The sequence below is a fragment of the Cryobacterium sp. AP27 genome (assembly GCF_056680495.1).
The window spans coordinates 1,553,994-1,577,681 of record NZ_CM155285.1; the positions used below are offsets into that span (position 1 = coordinate 1,553,994).

Annotated in this window: 18 protein-coding genes and 3 pseudogenes; 13 read left to right on the forward strand and 8 right to left on the reverse strand. The window is 63.6% G+C overall.

The window, feature by feature from the left end; genetic code table 11:
* Window positions 1-94 precede the first annotated feature (94 nt).
* A pseudogene (locus AC1MB9_RS07400) lies at window positions 95-526 on the reverse strand (IS110 family transposase); the annotation flags it as partial.
* Window positions 527-980: 454 nt separating this feature from the next.
* Between AC1MB9_RS07400 and AC1MB9_RS07405 the strand changes: the two are divergent.
* The 5 genes and pseudogenes from AC1MB9_RS07405 to istA all read left to right on the forward strand — a co-directional run.
* A pseudogene (locus tag AC1MB9_RS07405) lies at window positions 981-1,556 on the forward strand (N-6 DNA methylase); the annotation flags it as partial.
* A 47-nt stretch (window positions 1,557-1,603) separates the two neighbouring features.
* Window positions 1,604-1,801, forward strand: a pseudogene (locus AC1MB9_RS07410) (N-6 DNA methylase); the annotation flags it as partial.
* A 144-nt stretch (window positions 1,802-1,945) separates the two neighbouring features.
* The gene (locus AC1MB9_RS07415; protein ID WP_479964597.1) at window positions 1,946-3,493 is read left to right on the forward strand and encodes an AAA family ATPase; all 1,548 of its coding nucleotides are present in this window, start codon (window positions 1,946-1,948) and stop codon (window positions 3,491-3,493) included.
* Window positions 3,490-4,539 (forward strand): hypothetical protein, encoded by a 1,050-nt coding sequence (locus AC1MB9_RS07420; protein ID WP_479964375.1) that lies wholly within the window; start codon window positions 3,490-3,492, stop codon window positions 4,537-4,539. The genes AC1MB9_RS07415 and AC1MB9_RS07420 overlap by 4 nt, the downstream gene beginning before the upstream one ends.
* A gap of 457 nt (window positions 4,540-4,996) precedes the next feature.
* Window positions 4,997-6,328, forward strand: coding sequence for an IS21 family transposase (istA, locus tag AC1MB9_RS07425; RefSeq protein WP_479964376.1), 1,332 nt, complete (start codon window positions 4,997-4,999; stop codon window positions 6,326-6,328).
* A 187-nt stretch (window positions 6,329-6,515) separates the two neighbouring features.
* Here the strand turns inward: istA and AC1MB9_RS07430 are convergent, their stop codons facing one another.
* The 3 genes from AC1MB9_RS07430 to AC1MB9_RS07440 form a co-directional block, all read right to left on the reverse strand.
* Entirely contained in the window at window positions 6,516-7,790 is a 1,275-nt protein-coding gene (locus tag AC1MB9_RS07430; protein WP_479964377.1) for a hypothetical protein, read from the reverse strand.
* A gap of 8 nt (window positions 7,791-7,798) precedes the next feature.
* A complete protein-coding gene (locus tag AC1MB9_RS07435) occupies window positions 7,799-8,062 on the reverse strand; it encodes a hypothetical protein (protein WP_479964378.1) in 264 nt (87 codons plus the stop codon).
* Between the two features lie 119 nt (window positions 8,063-8,181).
* Entirely contained in the window at window positions 8,182-8,574 is a 393-nt protein-coding gene (locus AC1MB9_RS07440) for a sulfate permease (RefSeq protein WP_479964379.1), read from the reverse strand.
* A 277-nt stretch (window positions 8,575-8,851) separates the two neighbouring features.
* Between AC1MB9_RS07440 and AC1MB9_RS07445 the strand changes: the two genes are divergently transcribed.
* Complete coding sequence (locus tag AC1MB9_RS07445) at window positions 8,852-9,745, forward strand: DUF808 domain-containing protein (protein ID WP_479964380.1); 894 nt, start codon at window positions 8,852-8,854, stop codon at window positions 9,743-9,745.
* A gap of 80 nt (window positions 9,746-9,825) precedes the next feature.
* On the opposite strand, the gene mobF is transcribed toward AC1MB9_RS07445, so the two are convergent.
* A complete protein-coding gene (gene mobF, locus AC1MB9_RS07450) occupies window positions 9,826-13,386 on the reverse strand; it encodes a MobF family relaxase (RefSeq protein WP_479964381.1) in 3,561 nt (1,186 codons plus the stop codon).
* Window positions 13,313-14,113, reverse strand: coding sequence for a hypothetical protein (locus AC1MB9_RS07455; protein WP_479964682.1), 801 nt, complete (start codon window positions 14,111-14,113; stop codon window positions 13,313-13,315). Before AC1MB9_RS07455 ends, mobF begins: the two co-directional genes overlap by 74 nt.
* A gap of 15 nt (window positions 14,114-14,128) precedes the next feature.
* Here AC1MB9_RS07455 and AC1MB9_RS07460 point away from each other — a divergent pair, with 15 nt between their 5' ends.
* Together AC1MB9_RS07460 and AC1MB9_RS07465 are read left to right on the forward strand one after the other, a co-directional pair.
* Window positions 14,129-14,377, forward strand: a complete 249-nt coding sequence (locus AC1MB9_RS07460) for a HepT-like ribonuclease domain-containing protein (protein WP_479964598.1) — start codon at window positions 14,129-14,131, stop codon at window positions 14,375-14,377.
* A gap of 564 nt (window positions 14,378-14,941) precedes the next feature.
* On the forward strand, window positions 14,942-16,921 hold the full coding sequence (locus AC1MB9_RS07465) for a tripartite tricarboxylate transporter permease (protein WP_479964382.1): 1,980 nt from the start codon (window positions 14,942-14,944) through the stop codon (window positions 16,919-16,921).
* 1 nt (window position 16,922) lies between these two features.
* On the opposite strand, the gene AC1MB9_RS07470 is transcribed toward AC1MB9_RS07465, so the two are convergent.
* On the reverse strand, window positions 16,923-17,831 hold the full coding sequence (locus AC1MB9_RS07470) for a LysR family transcriptional regulator (RefSeq protein ID WP_479964383.1): 909 nt from the start codon (window positions 17,829-17,831) through the stop codon (window positions 16,923-16,925).
* A gap of 118 nt (window positions 17,832-17,949) precedes the next feature.
* Between AC1MB9_RS07470 and AC1MB9_RS07475 the strand changes: the two genes are divergently transcribed.
* The 5 genes from AC1MB9_RS07475 to AC1MB9_RS07495 all read left to right on the forward strand — a co-directional run bounded on the left by AC1MB9_RS07475 (window position 17,950) and on the right by AC1MB9_RS07495 (window position 22,569).
* Window positions 17,950-19,095, forward strand: coding sequence for a PrpF domain-containing protein (locus AC1MB9_RS07475; protein WP_479964384.1), 1,146 nt, complete (start codon window positions 17,950-17,952; stop codon window positions 19,093-19,095).
* A gap of 88 nt (window positions 19,096-19,183) precedes the next feature.
* Window positions 19,184-20,302, forward strand: a complete 1,119-nt coding sequence (locus tag AC1MB9_RS07480; protein ID WP_479964385.1) for a Bug family tripartite tricarboxylate transporter substrate binding protein — start codon at window positions 19,184-19,186, stop codon at window positions 20,300-20,302.
* A 36-nt stretch (window positions 20,303-20,338) separates the two neighbouring features.
* Window positions 20,339-21,370, forward strand: coding sequence for an NAD(P)-dependent oxidoreductase (locus AC1MB9_RS07485; RefSeq protein WP_479964386.1), 1,032 nt, complete (start codon window positions 20,339-20,341; stop codon window positions 21,368-21,370).
* Window positions 21,371-21,451: 81 nt separating this feature from the next.
* Window positions 21,452-22,036, forward strand: coding sequence for an AbrB family transcriptional regulator (locus tag AC1MB9_RS07490; RefSeq protein WP_479964387.1), 585 nt, complete (start codon window positions 21,452-21,454; stop codon window positions 22,034-22,036).
* Between the two features lie 8 nt (window positions 22,037-22,044).
* Complete coding sequence (locus AC1MB9_RS07495; protein ID WP_479964388.1) at window positions 22,045-22,569, forward strand: AbrB family transcriptional regulator; 525 nt, start codon at window positions 22,045-22,047, stop codon at window positions 22,567-22,569.
* Here AC1MB9_RS07495 and AC1MB9_RS07500 read toward each other — a convergent pair.
* Window positions 22,566-23,657 (reverse strand): isocitrate/isopropylmalate dehydrogenase family protein, encoded by a 1,092-nt coding sequence (locus AC1MB9_RS07500; RefSeq protein WP_479964389.1) that lies wholly within the window; start codon window positions 23,655-23,657, stop codon window positions 22,566-22,568. The two genes, AC1MB9_RS07495 and AC1MB9_RS07500, sit on opposite strands and share 4 nt — an antisense overlap.
* Window positions 23,658-23,688: the final 31 nt, after the last annotated feature.

A 23,688-nucleotide genomic window follows, 5' to 3' on the forward strand; every position in this document is an offset into this window, starting at 1 on the left:
CGTGCGCGCATCAAATCTCCGCACGAACGGCCACCACAGCCTGGCGCCTTTTCGAGATTGAGCATGGCCAAAATTCTAAAATATCGCCCGAATGATCGTCGAAACCACAGAGCATCGACAACTCTGCAACAGATTCGTCCGCGAGCTGAATCGACCGCAATGCGCGCGGCAGCATCCTGGCGGCTTTCGCGATGATGGCCGCGTCGCGGGCATTGGTCTTCGCCTCTCCAGCGTGCAGGTCAGCGATGCGGCGCATTGCCAGGCCGGGGAGGTAGCCGACGAGGACGTTCTCCGCCTGGGCGACGATGATCGGTAGGGCGCCGATCGTTGCCGGCTGATCGACGACGACGAGCACGGTGCCGGACTGTTTCAGCTTCTGCAGCACCGCCCGCATCTTGGCTTCGCCGTTCGGCAGCTCCTTGTCGAAGAGGACGTTGCCGGCCGTGTTCAAGGCGACGGCGTGGTGTTCGCCTTTGCCGACGTCGACACCGACGAATACGTCGACGCTGTCGTAGCTTTCGATCATGACTGCTCCCGTCCACTCGTTTTAGTGGCCTGGTCTACGGCGTCAAGTCTCGGCATCCACGTTACGAACGACCTCGGCTTTGGGCCCAGTCGAGCCCCTATCAGCGATCACCCGACACCAACCGAGTCCGGTGACAACACCCCCGGATCATGAACGGCTGGGGGCAACAATCATGCCGGACCCGACGGGCCAACACCCTCAGATATTCACAATCCGAGGATACGAGCAAGGTAATGGGGGCACGGGTTATCTTCCTAGGTCTCATCACTCGTCCGTGAGTGATTCATAACGAGGCAGCTTGAACTGACTTTATCTGCCGCCACTAGTAGCCAACTGGCCGACTCAGCTTCCGGATATGGCGTCCGGCGCCCACGTTGGTCAATAGACTGCGGACGTGATCCCGGAAAAGCAGTCAGACAATGAGTACTCAACCCTCGCTCTATCGCTCCTCAACGTGATTCGCGGTGAACCGTTGGAAGCAGCCATCGAGGCAGCCTGCCTGTTCACGTATTCACGCTGGAGGTTCGGCCCAAATCACATCGCAGATACCGTTCCCTTCTTGCAAGTTGATGACGATGTTCGATCCTCCAAAGATCTCCGAACAATTTCCAAGAGTTCAGCGAATGACCTTGCAGATTCTTTTCACACGTATCTTCCAGAAAGTGCCAGCCGAGAGCGCCACCACGACCTGTTCGAGGCGTTACTGCGAATCCGAAATGAAAAACTAGGGCGAGCCGGCGTCGGTCGAGCGACCGCGGCCAACATTGCTGATCTCATGGCAGCGCTCGTGGGTGACGGCCCCCGGTTACTGGACCCCGCCTGCGGAATGGGAGGGAGTCTGCTGACCGCGTCGCAGATCTCACCACGCAGCGTCGTGCATGGCGTCGATATTTCGCAAAGTACTACACAACTGGCCCGGATGCGCTTGGAGCTGGCGGGAATCAAAAACATCTCAATCGAGAGCCACGACTGGCTTCGTGAGCGCCCGAATCCTGAATGGGACGCCATCGTCCTTGAACCCCCCTTCGGAGTTCGTCTCGTGAATGCAGACTGGGCCCCAAGACCCCAACAACAGACATGGTCTGGCTCACCGCTGCCGCCAGCGCCCTGCGGCATGACGGAAAAGCGACCGTGCTCCTCCCAGTTGGTAGCACTTTTCGATCGGGGACTGAGAAACAAATCCGAAACGACCTTCTTCGTTCGGGTCGTGTCGAGGCAATCATCGCTTTACCTGGCGGTTCGGCGCTGGGATCGATGATCGGGACATGTCTGTGGGTCCTGCGCGGAAGCGATGATCCACGCAAAAACGGACACGTCCTGTTCGTCAACTGCGCGGTATCCACGACCCCCTCGGGAGCTACCTCGTCGGACGTCTGGCATTCGGTTAGGGAGATCTGCGGGGGATGGAGAGAGCGAAGCATGCTGTCCAATGTGGAACCGTGGCGGGCGAAGTTGGTCGACACCCACACGTTGATCGAGAGCGGAGATGCCAACCCTTCGCGGCACCTTCCCCCGGCACCCGAGATCCTCGAGCCGCGTCCGGCAGCGCCCGGCAGACTCCTGACCGAGTTGCGCATCAAGAATGTTAAGAGCATCGACGATCTCATCGAAATCCCTCTCAAGCCCCTGACTCTCATTTTCGGCAAGAACTCGGCTGGCAAGTCGTCGCTGCTGCAGTCGCTTCTCCTACTAAAGCAAAGCGTTACGTCACCTCACCTCGAAACCGCCGGACCGTTGGTAGATGTAGGCAGCTACTCGAGCCTCGTCAACCGCCACGAAGTGGACAAGGATATTCACATCGGCGTGTCATTCGCTTCGTCTCCAACACTCGATTCCGCCGCTTCGGTCCCCAACCCCAGCGGTCTCCGTTCCATTGATATCCACTTCGGGATGTCGCAATCGACCGGCGAAGGCATCCCGAAAATGGCTCGGACGGCCTTTGGTGACATATCCTTCGAATTCATGCGAACGACGGCCGAGGAAGGCGAACTCTACACACTCGAAGTCCCGGACATCAGGCGATTGATCACTCACGCCTACACAACCGACTCGACATTCCCGCCGAGGCGCCCCTCGTCGGGCCGGCAAGGCCAGACTGTCGAGAGAGTCCTAGACAAGTGCCAAATCGAACTCATCCCCTTTGCTGCCGACCGGCTGTTCCCAGGTCGCGTCACCTCCGACATCCTGACCGAAATCTCACATCTGACGTCGGGCACAAATCGAAAGGGTCTAGCCGAAGGCGCCTTGCGAACTGCCAGCGCGCTAGTCGAAGGGGTATCCGATGAAGCCCGCAAACTGCTAGAAGGCCTCGTCTACCTTGGACCGCTGCGGGAACCCCCGAAGAGATTCAGCCGCCGGGCGTCTGCGAAAAGCGGAATCGATATCCCATATTTCCTCCTCGACAACACTTCGGAACGCGAACTGGTATCAGACCATCTCAGACATCTCGGGATGCCATACGCTCTCGATGCAATCAGGCTCGGCAATAGCGAGAGAACACACGTCTTCGGCGACTTTGCGGCGATAATCTTGACTGATAGCAGGTCAGGTGTGCAGCTCAGCACGGCCGATGTGGGCTTCGGAGTCTCGCAGGTGCTGCCTATCGTCGTCGAGCTCTCAGCGCGTACGGATTCCGTCATTGTGATAGAGCAGCCCGAGATCCACCTGCACCCAGCAATGCAAGCCGACCTGGGCGATCTGCTAATTGAATCAGTGGATGAGTCGGGTCGCGCCAACCAAGTCATTGCCGAGACCCACAGTGAAAACCTCATCCTGCGCGTCCAGCGACGAATCCGTGAAGGAGTGATCGACGCCGACACCGTGTGCATCCTATACGTAGATCAGGACCCGGAAGGGTCCGCCATCATCCGTAACCTCCGAATCGATGCCGACGGAGAGTTCCTAGATGATTGGCCGCACGGATTCTTCGTCGAGCGCTTCGAAGAATTGTTTGGCGATTTCGCGTGATCTTGGAGCTCGGCCTGTCTCCGTTTGCCTTCCTAGATATTTCCGCCGCGAAGCAAGGCTTTCGGTCTAAGGCTCTCGCACGAGCCCTGTTGGAATCCGTTCAGGCGCACGGTTCACTCGTCTTTGCCTGCCGTGATGACTTCGAACTCCTACGCGAAGTGCTCGCTGACGTTCAGCTCTCCCCTGACGAAAAGAAACGGTGGCGGGAGATGCTTGAGCGCCTGAAGCGGGAAGATCGGGTTCGCATCGCAGATCCGGGCCTCGGCTCAAGCATCGATGAGATCGTGGCCGTCGACGGCGTGTCAGCGTTGCGAAGCACATTGCCGCTCCTCGCCGTTCTAGGAAGCGATGCCTTCGCGCGGCTCTGCCCTGGCAACACCCAAGGCACCGAAACGCTCGATCGTGATACTGCGTTGGCAACCGCGGAATCAGCCTCTGAGACCGACGTCATGGGCCGCCTCCGGGCTCTCGCCGACCGTGAAATGTACGCTCGAGGCACTTCGAGAGAAGAGATCTGGTCTGACCTCTTCGCAACTCTCGGGAGTCGGTCAAAACGAGTGACTATTCTTGATCGGTACGTATTCCACGAATTGGCGAGGCGTGACGCAAGATCTGGGCAGCGCGCCCGCGCCGAACACCTGATCTGGTTCCTCCAGAAGCTCGACGAGATCGCTCCCCTTGGTGCTCGGGTCGTCATCTACGGAGGGCTAGGGCAGGACGATGTTCCAACAACTGCCTCAAATGTCGCCACCATGATCTCGCGTTATTGGCGCCCCGGATCGGGGCATATCTCCACCTTGGAGATCGTTGGCGTGGACTGGCGGCCGACCAAACATCCGCACAATCGTCACATCAGATTCGGATCGTCGCTCGGATTCGACCTGAGTGAAGGCCTCGATCGTCTGCAAGATCCTGAAGTGAACTTCCCTGAAGGGTTCAACTTCGACTACAAGTGGCGCAAGGAACAGCTCGGGCACATGTCACAGAGGGAAGCCACTGTTGACAACGATCGTAGTGCCCAGCGAGCCGCGCTGAACGCTGGCTAGGAATCGCGATTCGCTGAGGGAGCCACAGAAGCTGTGTCTGAGCACTCGCCCGCCGGTTCTTTAGAGTGGGATTGCTAACCCGACACCCCTGAAGCAGTGTCAATGGCCAATCAAAAGTGGGCAGTTTCTACCCAACGTCGGAACACTCGATCAAATTGGGGGCTGTTTCTTGAGCCTATCGAAGTGCACTTGAGCGGGTTCCCAGCTCGTCCCACGCGCACCTGGCTGCCGGAGGCGTCTCTGTCAGCAAGATAATCCTGACGGTGGACGCGAAGTATCGATCAAGAGATCGACGCTTGGCGACAGGGATGAGGACCGCTATCTGAGTTCAATGGAACCGGACTGCACGGCAAGCACGACGCGGGTGCTTCTTTGCGTGTTAACGCCGACTGAAAAGAGGGCCAGTATCGCCGCTCAAAACAGGGCCACCAACCAATATGGAGGGTGATCAATTTGGATGATTGGGCGAAGATACGCCAGCTGTTTTTCAACGGGCCAGCACTCGAAATGGAAGATCGCACGACTTGTCGGCGTCTCGCGAGGAACGGTCGAGCGGGCGTTAGAAACGGATCGGCTGCCGAAGTACCAGCGGGCGGCCACTGGTTCGAGCCTTGACGCGTATGCGGCGCAGGTTCGGGTGTTGTTGGCCGCGACGCCGAGGATGGCGGCGTCCACGTTGGCGGAGCGTGTTGGGTGGTCGGGGTCAGCGTCGGTGTTCCGGGACAAGGTCGCCGGAATCCGGCCGGAGTATGTGCCGCCGGACCCGGCGGATCGCGTGGTGCATGAACCGGGCAAGCAAGTGCAGTGTGATCTGTGGTTCCCGCGCGAGCCCCGGCCTTTGGGTCACGGGCAGGAGGGCATGCCGCCGGTATTGATGATGACGTCGACGTTCTCAGGATTCTTCCAAGCGATCATGTTGCCGTCCCGGTCAACACCGGATCTGCTCGGCGGAATGTGGTCGCTGCTTCAGGCCGCCGGCGCCGTCCCGCCGCGTTTGATTTGGGACAACGAGACCGGCATCGGCAAGGGCCAACTGACTGAGCGCACCGCCGCCTTCGCCGAGACGCTGGGCACGGAGATCAAACTGCTCAAGGCCCGTGACCCGGAGTCGAAAGGCATGGTCGAGCGCCGCAACCGGTTCTTCCGCCCGTCCTTCATGCCGGGGCGGCATTTCGTGTCACCGCAGGACTTCAACGAGCAGATGGAACAGTGGCTGCCGCTGGCCAACGCGCATCATTCCCGCTCACGGCGGGCGCGACCGGTCGATCTGATCGAGCAGGACCGCGCGGCCATGCGCCCGCTATCGCCGGTGGCTCCGGACGTGCTCTTTCGAAACACAGTGCGGCTACCGCGGGACTACTACGTGAGGGTGCCCTCCAACGACTACTCCGTCGCTCCGGCGATGATTGGCCGACTCGTGGATGTGACGGCGAGCCTCGACACGGTGAGCGTCACCCACAATGGCGTGAATGTCACCACACACGATCGGGAATGGGCCCGAGCGTTGACGGTCACGGACCCGAATCGTGTCGCTCAGGCCGGAGTGCTGCGGCGGCAATTCCAGACGCTCCGACGCCATGGGCTTCCAATGAGCGTCGCGTTCGTCGAGACGGCCAGCTTGATCCCAGTCGACGTCTCAGCCAGACGCTCGGGCAGAGTTTTGATGGAAACTAACAGGCCATCGCGCACGGTGATGGCGCTATGGTCGCCGGGCAAATGGACCAACATCGTGAAGCGGGTCGCTCCACCAGCGTGGCGATGGCCGATAGACAGGTTGACCCCAACATGAAATCACATTCCTTACGTTGGTGTTGTGGGTGATTTCGGGACTGTCATAAGTGAGGTGTCCATTCAACGGGGGCAAGGCCGGAGCCACAAGGTTAGTGACACGCGGTTGAGCGAGGTAGTTCAGATGAGTGTCAGGGTGCGTGGGACACAGTCTTCCACCATGCGAGACGCGACAAACCGCCGGTCAGCTATCCGATCGACCGGCGGTGCGTAGGCTCCCCCGCGTTGTCCGGGCGACCGCGAAAATGCACCCCAATTCGCAGCTTCGCGACGCGGGCAGCATTTCGAACATCCTCGACCACCAGCGTGTTTGTTGGCATGCCCTCCATGGCCTCCTGGATCGCGAGCTGCACGACGAGTGACTCGACGGATGCACGGGGTTTCCCTCTGTGCGCCCGTGCCTGGTTCTCCATCTCCGCGTCGACGGCATAACGCGCACTATTGCGGTTCACTTGCATCACGACAGTTTTCACAAGCTGATCGAACTGCCGCCGGCGCTCCTCGCGTCGGACCTCGGCTTGTGTGCCCCGCACTGCCGCAGCGACGTCGTGGCTGGTCAGCAGATCGAATCGGCGCATCCGTTCTGTGACGATCTCGGCGGCTCGGGCGTAGACGATGTTCTCCACCGGAACCGGCGGGAGCCCCATGTGTGCTCTGGTCGCCACGTAGGCCTCGGCGAACTCACGCATGCGGGCGCCGCTCTTGAGCATGTGCTCCGTCAGGGACTCGGCGAACACGGTGAACTGCCGCAGATGCTCGGGCAGAGCTGGATCTTTGAAATAGGTGTCGGCTTCGCGCTCGTGTGCACGGCGTTCTGCGGCCGTAGCGGGGTGGAGGAGCTTCGGCGGGAGACCGGCCCTGGTGAGCGTGCGCTTGAGGCGTCTCGCGGCGGCGTTGGCCTCCAGTTCCGACTGGTAGGTCTCCGGGTCGCTGCGCCGGTTGCGCTGCGACTCGGCACGGCGCTCCTTGTTGCGCTCTGCCCACTGTTTGCTGGCCTGCTTGGTACGCTCGGGATTCTGGTCGCGTCTGGCCGCCGCCCGGGCGCTCACCTCGTCGCGATGGGCTTCGTAGTAGCGGTTGTAGTACTCCCTGATCTTCTCGCGGTTCGCCTCCACCCACTCTCGCTGGTACTCGCGCCTGCGATCGGGGTGCGCTTCCCGCCAGCGTTTGGCACGCTCCCTCCCCTGCGCCCGCACGTCTTCCTCGTGCCGCTTGCGGTCCGCGACGCGGCGCATCGAGTCGCGATTGAGCTGCCGTGATCGCTCGAGGTGCTCCGCACGCCAGCGCCGATTCATCTCGCGAACCCGGTCGCGGTTCGCCGCCACCCACCGGTGGCGGGTGTCCGGGTTGCGATCAGGGTGACTCCCTCGACTCGCCTTGTACTTGGCATCATCGTCGTGGAGAGACGGCGGATTCCCCAGCGCCTGGTGCGCCGCGGCATTCTCATCGGGGAGGCCGTTCATGATCGCTGCTACGCGGGTGGTCGCGCCAGCTCGATGACGAGCGCGAGGAGTTCGGAGCGATGCGCCGTCGGATTCGTGATCACGCGCCCGATGACGGTGCGGAGCCGTTCGGCATCCTCGTCGCCGATCGCAGAGACGGGCTCCAGGCAGTACGCGATGTCATTCTGGAGGCTGTACTCGTCGTCGTCGACCGCGATCTCCGGATAGTAGAAGAGCGCGGCGAGCGCGGCGCGACTGAGCAGGTCGTCGAACTGTTCTTGCGGGATTGTCATGGTGAAGCCTCCTACCGGCGGACGTGTGTGAGCCCATCTTGCCGCGAACAGTAGGTACGCCGACGGTGACTGGCCGCGAACCTCACCGAGTTTCCGGCTGTGCACGCAACGGTGGCGACTCAGCCGCGCCGCGAGGCAAGCTCCGGCTCCGCAAGGCGTTCCGGGCCATTGCCGTCTCTGAGAATCGCCCGCGACGCCTGGCGCCGCACGTTGGTCTCGCGACCAAGCATCCACAGCAGCCGCGCCAAAGTCACGGGTCCGGCGACGAGGAACTTCAGGGCGTTCCACGCGAAGATCAGTGCGAGCAAGTGGAACCATCCGGAGCCACCGGCTTCGGCCTGCCCGCTGCAGAACACGGCGGCGAGTGCGTACGGGACCGCGAGAAGCATCGCCGGCACGCCCCACTTGAGACCGCGGCGAGTGTAGATCGCGTCGAGCAGGATGTTGGTCGGCATCAACCCGCGCAGCGCGTAGTGAATGCGGACGGTGGCACCCAAGATGAGTCCGAACATGATGCAGCCTTCCAGAAGTTCAGCAACAAGAACCTGAAAGGACCGCCGTTGAACGGGAGTCATACCATCGCGACAAGCGATGGCGCGTATAGAGGTCGCCTGATAACAGTTTAGAACCGGATGCCCGCGGACGGAACCCCACAGAGACCTCCGCCCCTCTCGAGCGGATGCTCCCGCCTGCCCTGTTGCCACGGCTCGCGGTCAGCTGCCCCGCGGTACGGTTGACACCACTGCCGTTGCCGTTCACGAGGACGACGCCCCATCCGAGGAGAACCAGATGTCGGTCGGTTTGCTCGCCGTAGTCGATGACATACTCACCGCCGCCCTCAAGGCGAGTGCTAAAACCGCAGGCGTCGTCATCGACGACGCGGCCGTCACCCCGCAGTATGTCCAGGGGCTATCGCCGGCGCGCGAGCTCCACGTCGTCTGGCGGATCGCCCTGGGCAGTCTGTTCAACAAGTTCGTCATCATCATCCCGCTCGCACTACTCCTATCCGCGTTCGCACCGTGGGTGTTGCCGTGGTTGCTCATCCTCGGCGGCACCTACCTGTGCTTCGAAGGCGCGGAAAAAGTCACCGAATGGTTCGGCGCGCATCACGGCACGGACGAGACTGAATCGCGGGATGAGGGCAAGCTCATCTTCGGCGCTATTCGCACCGACCTCATCCTCAGCACAGAGATCATGCTGATCGCGCTGGCAAGTCTCGACCCCGATTTTGGCCTCTGGAACACGCTCGGCGCGTTAGTGGTCATCGGCCTCGGCATGACGGTACTCGTCTACGGCGCCGTCGCCCTGCTGGTCAAGATTGATGACATCGGGCTGTCGCTGATGAAGAACTCAGAACGACGGGTCCGACGCACCGGCGCACATATCGTGCGTTCGATGCCCACCGTCTTCCGAGTGATCGGCATCATCGGCACGGTCGCCATGTTGTGGGTGGGCGGCCACCTGGTGATCCTGAACCTGGCCGAGACGTTCTGGAACGCCCCCTACGACGTGCTGCACGCCGTGACTCAGGTGGTCGAATCTGCCGGACCTGTCCTCGTCTGGGTTACCGACACAACGATGTCGGCTGTCTTCGGCCTCATCCTTGGTCTGATCATCGTCGGGATCATTTACGGAATATCGGGTCTTCTCAAGCGGACCAGGCCAGACGTCGTCGCGACCTAACCGAAGTTCCGGCTCACGGCATCTGTCCGCGAGCGAACGCTGCCACCGACCGGGTATTTATGAGGTTGCGTAATAACACGTCAGAACCGGATGCCCGCGGGCGGAAGCCCCGTCCTGGCGGTAGGTCGGGGTGCATCGTAGGTGTGGCGTCCCTCCGCGAGCCGCTGCGCCGCTTCGAGGGCGGCTCGCGCGCGTGTAGCATCGAGCTTCTGTGCCGTAAATTCCGGTGCCACCCCGAGCGATCGTGCGCCGACGATGGAGTATCGGTCCCGGTAGGCCGCGACGGTGCACGCGTGCCGTCGCCACACAGCGGATGCCGACCCTCGCGGGGCAACCCCGAGTGCTCGAGTCCAGGGCTCCCCCGCCAGCACGGCTTCGTCGAGCACGGCGCTCGCCCGCGATTCGATCAGCTCGCTGCGCTCGACGAGAGCGCGGCGCATCTCGGCATCCATCGTCCCGAGCGCCCTCGGGATGAGCCCGGCGACGAGACGCGGAGCGCTGCGCGAGCGACCCGCTCCCCCGTCCCGAGAAACAACCGAGGCCACCCTGGACCGCAGCACGGCCGCGATGTCCTGCGCATCCTCGAACCCGCGAGCCGCCACCACGTGTGAAAGCACACCAGGAATGTCGAAGTGGTGAGCCTCAGCCCGCCGCAGTTCGGCGGTGAACGGACCGAAGGCATCCGAGTTGATAGCCGCGTCGGCCTGGCCGGGCGAGAGGCCGCACGCGCGCACCACCGCCACCCACCGGTCGTGCTGCGCGGCCGCCGCAAGGGTCTCGTACTCCGCCGCGAGTTGCGCCACAGATCCCCATGCGTCATGCTCCGCCGCGATCGTCTCGTGTGCGGATAGCTCGGCGCCGACGTGCTGCAGAATGCCGAAGAGGATGCTGCGCGCCGTCACGTCTCCATCGTCACCGGGGCGCGGCCCGACGTGGGCCACATCGGGCCGGTCGACAGCGACGTAGGCGGTGTTCGCCTCACGACCCCGCGTCATCGCGACGTAGAGGTTCTCTCGCGGCATGCTCGGCGCGACGACAACGTGCGCGGTGTCGGTCGTGATTCCCTGCGCCCGGTGCGAGGTGACCGCGTAGCCCAGCTCGACGTGCTGAGCGACGTACGAAGCGGGCAGCAACACCGTGCTCCCCCACCGTCGACCGTGCCGTCGCACCTCGACCGAGCCGTTCCGGTGCACGTCGATAACGGCCCACCGGTCGCCGTTGTGCACCCAGGTTCGGGAGGCGTAGAGGCGGCGATCGTTCCGGCGGGTGATGACCGTGTCGCCGACGGCGGCGCGAGTTCCGTCGTGCAGGGCGACTTCGCGCAGCGCATCGACCTGACCCTCCAGGATCAGTTCCGTGCGCGCACGCACGTTCAGCGATGCGACCGCCTCGTTCGAGTCGCTGATCAACACGGTCTCCTTGCCCGCTTGAATATCTGCGCGCCAGGCCTCGTAGGCGGCATCGGCCATCGCATCGGTGGTGCCGTCGCGCAGGCGGTCGTGCGCGCCGTACAGGTCGATTACGTCGGGGTTGCCTTGGCGCAATCCGAGGGATGCCGTCTTCTCCCACTCGTGCACGAAGCGGTGTACGTCAATGAGTTCGGGGGCATCGACTCGATCATGCACCAGCATCGAAAACGCGCCGCCGGCATCGATGGCTTGAAGCTGGGCGTGGTCGCCCACCAGCAGAACTTTCGCGCCGGCATTCGCGGCCAACGCAGTGATCCGATCCAGGGGCAGAGTGCCGGCCAACGAGGCCTCATCGATGATCACGAGCTGTCCGGCCCGAAACGTGGTTCCGTGGTCGAGATGGGTCTGCCACCATTTCGCCAGGTTCTCGGTTGTGATTCCGAGGTCCGTCGCCAGTACGGTCGCGGCGGCCGCCGAGGGTGCGAGTCCGACGACGGAGCCCGCACCGTGCGCTTCCTCCCAGGCGTGCCGAAGCACGCTCATCGCTGTTGTCTTTCCGGCGCCGGCCGGCCCCACCAGAACATCAACGATGCGGCCCGAGTCGACGATCGATGCAAGTGCCGCGAGCTGGTCGTCGGCGAGCACTCCCCCGCCTGGCAGTTTCGTGCGCGCGGCCGAACGCAGCGTAGTCGCCGCGACTCGCGGCCCGGTCTGATTGGCGGCGCGCTCGAGCAGCCGCGACTCCGCGGCGATCAACTCGGTCGAGGTGAACACGACGGAGTGCTTCGGGCGGAAGACTGACGTGCCGTCATCACGTTGAAAGGCGGTGGGGCTCACGGCGAGCTCGGGTGGCGTGATGCGTAAGGATGCGCGCTCGGCGGCATCCGTTATGAGCCCGACGACAGCCTCTCGATCCGACGCGGATGCGAAGCGGTACTTCATGGTTTGGCGTGCGGCCTCGGCCGTGAGGTTCCAGTGCCGCCAGATTGCTCGCTTCTGACTGACGGCCGTCATCACGCTCAACGCCAACGCAACGATCACCTCGCGCGGCACGTCCTCTGCGCGCAGCACCGGCGCCGATGGGTGAGCGGATGCCGCGCTCACCAACACCGACACGTCGCGCCCGAGCACGAGGTGGGCGCTTTTTCGCCATGCCGCCGTGAGCTCAGCCAGCGAGTGCACGTGCTTTGCCGGCCGAGTGGAGAGCGTGGCCTGGGCGCGCAGCTTCATGATGGTCACCGGATTCGGACGCCGACCGTGGCTCGCCACGTACGCCTCGATCAACCGGTCGGTCTCCACATCGATGTGCCGGGACCGCGACGAAAATTCCGCGACGAGCGCTTCGGGAACAACGCTGATCGCCCACGCGGGATGGCGATCGCGCCCCCGCTCCCGCTTCTCCCACTGCACGCCGAGCGATCGGGTGAGTGCGTCGGCGAACAGGGTTTCGTGCAGTTCGGAGAGCGCCACCACGGCCTCGTGCATCGGCCGGCCATCGAGCGAGCGCCACTTGCCGTCGAGCACGGTCTGCACCTTGTTGCTGATCACGACGTGCGTGTGCAAATGGGGGTCGCCGGCTCGACTGTCGAAGTGGTCAAACGCGGTCGCGATCAGGCCGGTCACATCGACCTGCGCAACGGCACCGCCCTGCGCCGTCGCGCCGGTGCGGGTCGCCGCGACCTCGCGCTCCACGAACGCGACCACCTCCGCAACCGCCGCGTGGTGGGCCTCCGCGATGCGCACCTGCGTGGGTGCGTCGGCAATGCCCCAGAGCACGCTCGCTGACTTCGGAATCGAGAACGTGAAGTCATACCCGGCAACGGCGCGACGCCGTCTTCCGGCGGGCTCCGCCTCAGCGGATGGCGCGGCAGCGGATGCTCCCCCGCTGGGGTCCGGCTCGACATCGTCCTCACGTCCAGCAACGGCGTCTCGGTCGGCGACGGTCCGATAGACCGGGTAGCCCCGCCCGAGGGCCTCGCCCGTGACGGGGTCACGGCCCGATCCGATGAGCAGCTGCAACTGATCCTCCGTAACCACGTCGCCGACGACAACGACTCCCCTGCCGAGACCCGGAAGGCCACCGCCCATCCACCGGCCTGGAGGCGTGCCGTGCGCACTGTAGTAGCGAGTCAGCGGCGTCGACAGCGAGCGGATACCGTCACCCGCGGCGACCGTTCGCAGCAGGTACTTGTACCCGTCGCCGGCACTCATGACCCGCATCGACACCGTCATCGCGCGCACCTCCGCTTTCGTCACGAAGGTGCGCAACTGGTGCTCTGACGTGAACTGGAGTGACGAGTTCCCTATTCGGTGAGCCGGGGCGGGCGGCGGGGCTGGCGTAGTGCTGCCAGGGGGCGCTGTATTCGGCGGCGATCTTCTCCGCGCCGGCGGAGCTGTAGCTGAGCATGCCCGCGATGATGATCGCGGGTGCCTGACAGAGTATCTCGCGGATCCCTCGGCTCCGGTTGGCCAGGTTCGGGATGCCGAGGTTATGGAGGCGCATCCGCAGCGAAGTCGTGTGCATCGGCTGTCCCGAGGCGCGGCCGGGGAACAGCCAGGGGATCGTCATGTTCGCGGCCCTCATCTCCTTCCTCCGCTCTGCGACGTGCTGGCGGATGATCTGGTCGAACGGGGCCGGGACGGGCGTGGGCGGGTCGCCGAGCCGGATGAGCAGTCGCCCGTCGTCGCCGGTGACGATGTCGGCGACGGTGAGCTGCTGGATGCGCACGAGGGGCAGGGCGTAGATCGGGACGGGCAGCGCGAGCACCCGGTCTGTCAGCTCCATGCCGTCGCCGTCGTGGATGCGGCGGATCGGCTGAATGTGCTCCCGCTGGGTGAGGAGCGTGACGGGCCGCTCCTGCTTGGACGGGAGGTCCAAGCGGGGCTGAGCCGTTCCGACTCCGACCGGCTTCTGGACATCGAGGCGGCGTGCGAGGCGATTACCTCGTACATCGCGCATCGATGTCGCGGAGACATCGCTTTCGACGCAAACCGAGTTAGGTTGATTGAGATCGGGGAAGCGGTCGAAGACGTCGACCCGTCGGTTTTTGCGGGTGAGTCCAGCATCCCTTGGGCCGACATCGCACGTATGCGCGCCCAGCTCACCCACCGGAATTTCGATACCGCGCATTCGATCGTGCGCGCCACGGCGTCCAGCGAAGTGCCTGCACTGGCGGCGGCCGTGAAGAGACTCCTGGCCCGCGGGCCGAGCGCTTCCGCCTAGCCCGGTCAATCGCCTGCCGGCAGCGAATACGCCTCCTGCTCAGCGCGAATCCCAGCGACCGTCCCCGACCGGCGGCCCGGGCGAGACCCAGCGGATGTCGCTGCTACCCGGCTTCCGCGGCCGACGCCGCGGCGAGCCGCGAAGCCAGCAGCTGGGCAAGTCCACGAAGCGCGCAGCGCGCCTGCTAACGGGCAGGGCCGGGGCGACGTGCACTTGAAGCCGTACTTCACTCGCATTTCAGAAACTCGGCAACGCTTAACGTGGTGGACGCCGCCGAACGCGGCTAGCGTTATGCAAGTCGCCAATCAGCTGAAGATCACGCAGGGAGCCCCTTCAGCGGGACTTATGAAACCCACACCGTTATGGTGAAGACCCATTTCGGAATGGCTGCTTTTCCGGAGGTTGTCTCGGCAGCCTTTCCCGCCACCCGGGATCGGCACTGGCACAACTGAATTTCCCATCCTGACTGCCGACGCGACCCGCTGGAGCGCACGCGCCCACGGCGGAGCCGCACAACCATCGTCGTCGTAACGCCAGTCACCCCAAGCTGAAAGAAGGCCACCCATGTGGGATGCCGCATTCGCTGCCCTGGGCACCTTTTTGGACCCGAGCATGCTGATCTTCCTGTTAATCGGCGTCATCGCCGGTCTCGTAATAGGGGTCATACCGGGGCTCGGCGGCACCGGCGCCGTCGCCGTCCTGCTGCCTTTCGTCTTCATTCTCGAGCCAGCCCAGGCCATGGCAATGATTATCGGCGCCGTCGCCGTGGTGCATACCTCTGACGCCGTCACGAGCATCCTGATCGGCATCCCGGGCTCCGCTTCGGCATCCGTCCTGCTCCTCGATGGCCATGAAATGGCCAAGAAGGGGCAAGGCGCCCGCGCACTGTCCGCGTCCTTCCTAGCGTCAATGATCGGCGGCCTCATAGGCGTCGTCGCCCTGACCTTTGCCATACCCGTGGCCCGGCCGCTCGTGCTTATGCTCGGGTCGCCCGAAATTTTCATGCTGACCGTCCTCGGCGTATCGCTCACCGCCCTGCTCAGCAAAGGCAACATCATCAAAGGCCTCATGGCTGGCGTCTTTGGCATCTTTCTCGCCCAAATCGGCGGCGCACCCACGTCCCCCGAATACCGGTACACCTTCGGCTCCCTTTACCTCAATGAAGGCTTGGGCCTCGTGGCCGTCGCCCTCGGAATCTTCGGCGTAGCCGAGATCATCGCGCTCGTCGCCCGCAAGCAGGCGATCGCCCAGAGCGTTGCCGGCCTCGGCTCTGGCTGGATCGAAGGTGCTAAAGACGTGCTGCGGAACTGGACCCACGTCATCCGCGGCTCCGCCGTCGGTGTTCTCATGGGCATCCTGCCCGGCGTTGGCGCCACCGCCGGCTCCTGGATGGCCTACGGGCAGGCTCAGGCCACGGCCCGCGGTGACAGCAAGAAGTCATTCGGCCGCGGCGACCCCCGCGGCGTGATCGCTCCGTCGGCCGCGGGCAACTCCGTCGAAGCCGGCGCGCTCATTCCGACTCTGTTGTTCGGCATCCCGGGTGCAGCGCCGTTCGCGCTGCTCCTCGGCGCTTTGCTCATCTTCGGCATCGAGCCCGGCCCCAGAATCCTCACCGATCACCTCGACACCGTCTACGTCATCGTGTGGAGCTTCGCCATCGCCAGCGTGCTCGGTGCCGCGTTCTGCTTCGTCCTCGCCAAACCGCTGGCAAAGCTCAGCTTCATCCGCTTTCCCCTTCTCGCTGCGGCGATCATCCCTGTTCTCTTCATGAGCGGCTTTCAGGATCCGCTCGAGCTGCAGGTATTCTCGGTGATGATCATCCTGGGCATTCTCGGCTGGCTCATGAAGACCTTCAACGTGCCCCGCGCTCCGTTCCTGATTGGTTTCGTGCTTGCGGTTCCCCTCGAACGGTACTATTTCCTGACGTCCAACCTCTATGAACTCGGTGATTGGATCACGCGCCCGGCCGTGCTTGTGATGATGGGCATCCTGGTTCTTCCGCTGGTCCTGGCACTCGTCAGGCGGCTGCGCCACCGCGGCGTTCAGGAACCGGTGCTCGGTGAAAGTAGCGTATCGGACGACATCGCCCCGAAATCATGGGGCATCGTCATGACAGCGAGCTTCCTGGCCCTGTTCATCGGGGGCTTTGTTCTCGCCCAGTCCTTCTCCGACGCCGGCGGTCTGTTCCCACGCCTTGCGACCGGTTTCGGTATCGCGATCAGCCTCGTGGCCCTCTTCGTTGACGTTAGGAAATACCGCGCCGCCAAGCGCGCGCGCATCGAGCCCGACCTGGTCGCCTGGCACGCACTCGTGCGCACGGTGGTGTCGTCGTTGCTGTGGATTCTCGGCTACGTCGTCTGCGTCTACGTCTTCGGCATGATCATCGGCACCGCCGTGTATGTTCCTGTCTTCCTCTGGCTCGTGGCCAAGGCTCGCCTGCGCACCATCATCATCTACCCGATCGTCGTGCTCGGGTTCATGCTCGCCCTGCAGGAATTCGCCCAGATCGTGATGCCGATCGGGTACCTGTACTTCGGGATCTGATTCATTTCAGAAGTCGGGCAGCGTCGACGAGCATGGCGGTCATGGAGACTTCCGCGGGGCTCGCGATGCTGTTCCTCATGCGCCCCAGGAGGATGCGCCGCCGGGTCGCCGTGCCCGACACCGGAATTACCCGGACGTCGTCACGCAACACGGTGAGGGCCAGCCTCGGGACGAGGGCGATTCCGACTCCCACAGCGACCATGGCTTGCGCCTCCTGATAGTCGTTGGCCACGTAGGCCACGTGTGGTTGAAATCCCCCGCTGTTCGCTGCCCGTCGCAGCACCTCAATCATGGGGTGATCATCGTCCCGCACCACCCAGAGTTCGTCGAGGAGCTCCGTCATGCGGATGCTGTCTCGTCCGGCGAGCGGGTGCGTCACCGACACAATGAGGTCGGTGGGGTCGTCCATGAGGTGCAGAAAGTGCATGTCGTCGTTGTCGAGCACTGACCACGGGTAGTCCCACAACAGGGTCATGGAAACCTCGCGGTTATTCACCATGCGCAGCAGGGCATCCAAGCGCACGCTATTGACGGACAACACAATTTTCGGATGCGCGACCCGGAAACGACTGATGGCCAGGGGTAATAGCGATGAACCTGCCGTGGGAAAGGTGCCCATACGCAGAGAGCCGGCCCGCACGCCGGCGATGTCGTCAAGGGAGTACTCAAGCGACTTCAGGCGGCCTCGTATCTGCTCGGCATGCTCGACAACCTTCTGCCCGGCGTCCGTCAGAACGATCCCCCGACTATGGCGTTCAATGAGCGATTGACCAGCCTCTCGCTCAAGCTTGCGGAGTTGCTGCGAGATCGCCGAAACGGAATAGCCCAGTGATTCCGCGGCAAGGGTCATGGTGCCACACCGCGCGACATCACCGAGCAGCAGGATGCGTTCAGTAGAAATTTTCGACATGAGTGAAGCATAACTTCACTAGGACTGAAGTAGTGCGGTATTGCTTAAGTTTTTCGTCTGACACAAACTTGACGAGTTGCCGAATCAGAGCCGATTACCAAATGTGAATTGAGTCAGTATGCGAATCCCAGCAGTCGTGATGCGCGGCGGAACCAGTAAAGGGATCTTCTATCACGAACGGGATCTTCCCGAAAACCCGGAGCTGCGGGATGAATTCATTCTCGCCTCAATGGGCAGCCCCGATCCCTTCCGTCGCCAGGTCGACGGCCTCGGCGGCGCGGTCTCGACCACGAGCAAGATAGCGATCATTGGCGACGGAGCGCCGTACGGCGTTGATGTCACGTATGAATTCGGCCAGGTCGGCATCGATCTGCCTCTCGTCGACAGGCGCGGCAACTGCGGAAACATCTCCTCCGCTGTTGGACCGTTCGCCGTTGACGAGGGTCTGGTTGCAGCGACCGACCCCATCACCCTTGTGACCTTCCTCAACTTGAACACGAACAAAGTGATCGTGGCCCATGTCCCCACCCGTGGCGGAAAATTCGACCCTGTCGGCGGCACGATTCTGCCGGGAGTACCCGGCACCGGGTCGAGCATCCAACTGGATTTCCTGAACCCGTCCGGGGCCGTCACCGGCAAGCTGCTGCCGACCGGCAACGTGGTCGACGATCTCACCGTGCCCGGCCTCGGAACAATTCCCATATCGATCGTCGACGCGGCGAATCCGCTCGTCTTCGTGCGGTGGGAAGACTTGGGCCTGCGCGGCCTCGAATTGCCGGCCGGTGTGGACGCGGATGAGACTCTGCTGCGCCGCTTGGAAGCGATTCGCGCGCACGCCTCGGTGCTGGCCGGCATCGCCGACGATATCGACGGTGCCACCAGCCACAGCCCCTCCGTGCCGAAGCTCGCACTCGTCGGGGCTCCCCGCGACTATCGCGCCTCGAACGGTGACGACATAGCCGGACCGTCGACGAACCTGCGCGCGGCCATGATGTCGATGGGCCGGATGCATAATTCTTATCCGCTCTCAGGGGCCATCGCCACGACTGTCGCCGCCAACATTCCCGGTACGCTGGTGCACGATGTAGCGACCGACGCCGACGACGCCTTCATGATTGGCCATCCCGCCGGTCTGCTGCCGATGCTCGCCGACATAGATGTGGATGTCTCCGGCTGGCTGGTGAAGAGCGTCTCCGGCTTCCGCACGTCGCGCCGGCTCATGGAAGGGCACGTTCTCGTACCCGACCAGCATCTTGCGGTCTGACGAAAAAACGGCCCTCACCTAAACCACCCAAACCAAACCAAACCACCCAACCAACCAACAGCACCATTCACACGAAGGCAATGACGCCATGACCACTAGAACTACTGTCCGTTCACGCGCTAAGCGCGCTACCCTCGCCGCCATTGGATCGGTCTCGATCATGGCACTCGCCGCCTGCGCCACACCAACTCAAAGTGTAGCCAGCGCGGACGTCGGACTACCGGACGCCATCACGCTGTCGGTTCCCTACTCGCCCGGCGGAGGAACGGACACCTGGGCCCGTTTCATAGCGCCGTACCTCTCGACCAATATGGACGGCGAACCGACCGTACTCGTCCAAAATGTTCCCGGCGGCGAATCCATCACCGGGTCTAATCATTTCGTGAACAGCGGCGGTAGCGACGGGACAACCGTCTTGGTTACCTCGGGAACGACGTACATCCAGGCACTGCTCGGGCGCTCAGAGGTCCAGTTCGACTTTGCCAAAATGCAACCGCTCATGCTGAACGGCACCGGCGGTGTCGTCTACGTTTCGGCGGCTACGGGCATCACCGGTGTTGAGGATCTCGTGAACTACGACGAGACCCTGGCTTATGGCGGCATCAGTGCCACCGGCCTCGACCTCACGATGCTGCAGGCCTTCGATGTGCTCGGCATCGATATCGATGCAACGTTCGGGTTCGAGGGGCGAGGACCTGCCCGGCTCGCGCTTGAGCGTGGAGAGACCACGCTGGACTACCAGACGACGTCCGCATTCCTCAGCCAGGTTCAGCCCGCCGTGGATGCCGGCACTGTCGTGCCGCTGTTCTCCTTCGGCGTGCTCGAAGATGGGAAGATCGTGCGTGACCCGGCGCTGCCCGACCTGCCGACTTTGGAGGAAGCCTACGAAGCCGTGAAGGGCGAGCAGCCCTCCGGTGACTCGTATGCCGCGTACAAGGCGTTCCTGGTTCCGGGTTATGTGTACCAGAAGGGAATCTGGGCAAACGAAGGAACGCCAGATGCAATCGTAGACGCCTACCGGACTGCCGCTAGTGCCATCGCCACGGATGCCGACTTCATCGCCTCGAGTGAGGATATTCTCGGCGGCTACCCGTTGCTGCCCGGGGACGTGGCCGCTGACGCGCTCGCCGAGGCATTCAGCATCCCGCCGGCCGTGCGCAAGTACACGCTCGACATGCTCGCCGCGCAGTACGACGTGACGCTGTAAGGCCACCGCGGCGAGACAGATAGGAAGGGCGCTCCGGTGAATCCGATCGTGAACCAGGCACTCCCCTTGGTGGTCGTGCTCGACGATTGGGAGGGTCTGCTTGCCCGATCGTCGGGCGTCGAGCGGATGCGGGCGTTCGCGGACGTGCGCGTACTCACCGGGTCGCTCGACCAGTTGAGCTCCGCCGACCGTGAGCGAGTGAACATGCTCATGGCTGTGCGGGAGCGCACGCGCTTCGATGCCGCAACCTTGGCGACGTTGCCCGCCCTGGAGCTGCTGCTCCAATCAGGCGGCCACGCCTACCACGTGGATGGGGACTGTGCCGCACGCCGCGGCCTGCCGGTTGCGCTGGGGCGTGGCGGAATGGCCGCCCGGGCCGCGGTTCCGGAGCTGACGTTCGCCCTGGCCGTGTCCGCGATGCGCATGATTCCCGCAGCTCATCTCGCGGTAATGGCCAGGGAATGGCGGCCCTTTCTGGGGCGCAACCTCAGCGGTCGCACCCTCGGCATCCTCGGGCTGGGGCGGCACGGTAGCAACGTGGCGCGAATCGCTGAGGCCTACGGCATGCACGTGGTGGTGTGGGACAGGGGTCGTCCCTCGATGGGCGCTGTGGGCGATGCGTGGCCGGAGCGACTGTCGCTCGACGCGCTGCTCGCCGTAAGCGACATCGTGACCGTGCACCTTCAGCTCAGTGACGATTCGCGTGGGCTTCTCACCGAAGCCAGGTTGCGCAGTATGAAGCCGGGGTCAGTGCTCATCAACACGGCGCGCGGGGCGATCATCGACGAGGATGCGCTGGCGAGAGTCCTGCAGTCGGGCCCGATCGCAGCTGCCGGCCTGGACGTGTTCACGGAAGAACCCCTTCCGGCATCGTCGCCGCTGCGGTCATTGCCGAACGTGATCCTCACGCCGCACATCGGATGGACCGTCGAAGAGGTTTTTGCGGAATTCGCCGACACAGCAGCTGGGCAGCTTGAGGCATATCTTGCCGGAAGGCTTCCGTGCCGTCAGTTGCTCGATGCGCACGTGCAGCCCTCGGGCGCGCAGTTCGGCGGGCTCGGTGACTGAGGCAGGCGGCCGCGGTTTCGCGCAGTCATGATGCGGCGCTCTCGAACGACGGGTGGGTCACCGAACCGCCCGCCCGTGTTCATGGGCGCCTTCCTCCTGCTGGCGAGCGGCTTCGGGGGCGCGACCATGCTCACCGTCATGCACGTGCCGGCGGGGGCATTGATCGGTGCCGTGCTCGGCAGCATGTCGGTCAACAAGATGACCGACGTCTGGCGGTCTCACAAAAGGCCACCGACGCATCCCCCCGCGGCTGAGCTCAGGCCCATATCACCCGCCCTTGCCGGCCCTGTGTCCGAGGGTAGTAGCTGGCGGCTGCCGGCCCTGGTTCGCATCGTCGGCCAGGTGCTGCTGGGCGTGGTGGCCGGGGCACGACTGGACGCGCAGACTCTCGCGCTGCTGGCGGGATCCATTCTGCCGATTATCGCAGCCGTCATCATGCTGCTCGGTCTCACGCTCACCCTCGCTAGATACCTTTTCCTGCGGCACGGGGTCGACCCCGTGACCGCCGTCATGGCCGCAGCCCCTGGCGGCCTTAGCGAGTTGGCCGTGACCGCGCAGCTCAAGGGGGCGGTGATGCATGTCGTGCTCGCATTCCACCTGTTCCGGGTGCTGCTCGTGGTGCTTCTGGTCTTACCACTCGTGCTTCTGGTCCTGCGCACGTGGTGAGCGTCGGGATGCTTGAACTCATCGCTCTGCTGGCCAGCGGTGGGCTCGGAGCGATCGCCGGCTATCTGCTGCGCCTGCCGATGTGGCCGATCACCGGCGCCCTCGTGGGGTCATCGGTCGTGAACATAGTTCTGCAGAGCTCCACCGATGTTCCTGTCGAATTGAGTTTCGTGGCGCAGGTGCTCGTGGGCACGGCAGTCGGATCCACCGTCCTGCCGGGCTTCGCGAAGCAGGTGCGTCACATGCTGGCGCCGGTGCTCGTGGTGGTGCTCACCCTGGTGGGCGCAGGTCTGAGCTTCGCTACGATCCTTGGCCTCCTCGGGTTTCTGGATGCGCCCGAGGCCTTACTCGGCCTGATTCCCGGCGGCGTTGGGGAGATGATGTCCGCGGCATCCGGTGTCGGCGCCGACAGTGCACTCGTTGCCGGCATTCACGTCGTGCGACTTCTGGTCAGCCTCTGGACTCTGCCGCTACTCATACGCTGGGCCAGCCGCTGGCGCGGCGGGAAGCCTCGGGATCCGGCAGCGAGCTAGGCGTCCAGGCGGTGCACGATGGCGGCAGTAACGGCTTGAGTGCCGCCGGCAGGCTCGCCGCTCGGCAGGATGGATACGGCGCCTTCTGCGAAGGCGCGGCCCACCGCGTTCTCGATCAACTGGGCGCAAGCGTCACGGCCACAATTGCGCAGCAGCATCGCGGCACTCAGGATCTGTGAGGTGGGATTGGCCAGGTTCTTTCCCGCGAGGAGCGGCGCGCTGCCGTGAATAGGTTCGAAGTACGCGGCATCCGCACCGATATTTCCCGACGGGCACATGCCCAGACCGCCGACGGTTGCGGCGCCGACGTCGCTGAGAATGTCGCCGAGAAAGTTCTCCATGACGAGCACGTCGAAGCGGTCCGGGTGCATGACCAGCGCGTGGCCCGCCGCGTCGGCGTACATGTGGTCCGCAACGATGTCGGGATAATCCTGGGCAATTTCGTCGAAGACCTCGCGAAACAGAGCATAGCTGCGCAGCACATTGCTCTTATCGACACAAGTCACACGCCGCACTCCGTCGCTGGGGGCCCCCTCACGCTGCAGCGCGGCTTCGAAAGCGAAGCGAACGATGCGCTCTGTGCCCATTCGGGTAATCATCAGCTGGTCGACCGCGGCGTGGTGGTTGCGCACGCCAGCGCCACGGGACAGATAGAGGCCTTCGGTATTCTCGCGCACGATCACGTAGTCGATTGAGCCGGGCTCGAAACGCGTTACGGACGTAACACCCTTGAGCAGACGAATCGGTCGAATGTTGGCAAAAGTGTCGAGCCCGATACGCAACAGACCGCCGAGCAGGCCGGCCTCTGTGCCATCGGGATTACGCACGTGGGGCAGCCCGACGGGCCCCTTGAGTACGCCGTCGACGGTTCGGAGTCGCGGCAGAGCGCCTGGTAGCAGCGCGGCACCTGTGCTCTCGAAGGTCCCGGCGCCGGCGAACTCTTCAACGACGGTGAACGGGATGCTGAGCAGCGTCGCTGCGTTCTGCATGACGGTGACGGCGCTGTCGATGAGTTCAGGACCAATACCGTCGCCAGGTATGACGGCGATGGCTATAGGTGCTGGGTCGGATGAGTTATGGCGTGTCATAGCGGCTCCATGGTCATGGTGGTGGGCGTCG

Coding starts and splice junctions, on each gene's coding strand:
- AC1MB9_RS07465 (WP_479964382.1), top strand. CDS start 14,942: ATGTGGGATGCCGCATTCGCTGCCCTGGGCACCTTTTTGGACCCGAGC.
- AC1MB9_RS07445 (WP_479964380.1), top strand. CDS start 8,852: ATGTCGGTCGGTTTGCTCGCCGTAGTCGATGACATACTCACCGCCGCC.
- AC1MB9_RS07475 (WP_479964384.1), top strand. CDS start 17,950: ATGCGAATCCCAGCAGTCGTGATGCGCGGCGGAACCAGTAAAGGGATC.
- AC1MB9_RS07490 (WP_479964387.1), top strand. CDS start 21,452: ATGGGCGCCTTCCTCCTGCTGGCGAGCGGCTTCGGGGGCGCGACCATG.
- istA (WP_479964376.1), top strand. CDS start 4,997: ATGATTGGGCGAAGATACGCCAGCTGTTTTTCAACGGGCCAGCACTCG.
- AC1MB9_RS07495 (WP_479964388.1), top strand. CDS start 22,045: ATGCTTGAACTCATCGCTCTGCTGGCCAGCGGTGGGCTCGGAGCGATC.
- AC1MB9_RS07455 (WP_479964682.1), bottom strand. CDS start 14,113: ATGCGCGATGTACGAGGTAATCGCCTCGCACGCCGCCTCGATGTCCAG.
- AC1MB9_RS07440 (WP_479964379.1), bottom strand. CDS start 8,574: ATGTTCGGACTCATCTTGGGTGCCACCGTCCGCATTCACTACGCGCTG.
- AC1MB9_RS07415 (WP_479964597.1), top strand. CDS start 1,946: ATGCTGTCCAATGTGGAACCGTGGCGGGCGAAGTTGGTCGACACCCAC.
- mobF (WP_479964381.1), bottom strand. CDS start 13,386: ATGACGGTGTCGATGCGGGTCATGAGTGCCGGCGACGGGTACAAGTAC.
- AC1MB9_RS07500 (WP_479964389.1), bottom strand. CDS start 23,657: ATGACACGCCATAACTCATCCGACCCAGCACCTATAGCCATCGCCGTC.
- AC1MB9_RS07470 (WP_479964383.1), bottom strand. CDS start 17,831: ATGTCGAAAATTTCTACTGAACGCATCCTGCTGCTCGGTGATGTCGCG.
- AC1MB9_RS07480 (WP_479964385.1), top strand. CDS start 19,184: ATGACCACTAGAACTACTGTCCGTTCACGCGCTAAGCGCGCTACCCTC.
- AC1MB9_RS07435 (WP_479964378.1), bottom strand. CDS start 8,062: ATGACAATCCCGCAAGAACAGTTCGACGACCTGCTCAGTCGCGCCGCG.
- AC1MB9_RS07430 (WP_479964377.1), bottom strand. CDS start 7,790: ATGAACGGCCTCCCCGATGAGAATGCCGCGGCGCACCAGGCGCTGGGG.